Source organism: Pelomicrobium sp. G1 (assembly GCF_051905455.1).
Classification (GTDB): domain Bacteria; phylum Pseudomonadota; class Gammaproteobacteria; order Burkholderiales; family UBA6910; genus Pelomicrobium.
The window spans coordinates 1-239 of the sequence record NZ_JBQACR010000570.1 but is presented as its reverse complement, the minus strand read 5'-3'; the positions used below and the strand labels follow the sequence as shown (position 1 = coordinate 239).

Genomic DNA, 239 nt, shown 5'->3' with positions numbered 1-239 from the left:
TCCTTGCGCCAGAACGATGTCTTCCATGGCGGGGCGCTGGGCCACGAGCCGGGCCACGACGCCGGCCTCCGGCAGGCGCGGCTCGAAGGTCTCCCCGTGGAAGCCCCACAGCGCCACCACGCGGCCGATGGCCGGGTTGAACAGCCCTCCGGAGCGGCGGGAGAGCTCGGTCGCCTACCGGATGAAACCGGCGCGCTCCTCCTCCACCGGCACGGGCTGGGGGCCTGTGGCGAATGCCG

1 pseudogene is annotated in these 239 nt (G+C 73.6%); it reads right to left on the bottom strand.

The features are described 5' to 3' along the window. A pseudogene (locus tag ACTFO6_RS19665) lies at positions 1-162 on the bottom strand (FAD:protein FMN transferase); the annotation flags it as partial. Positions 163-239 lie beyond the last annotated feature (77 nt).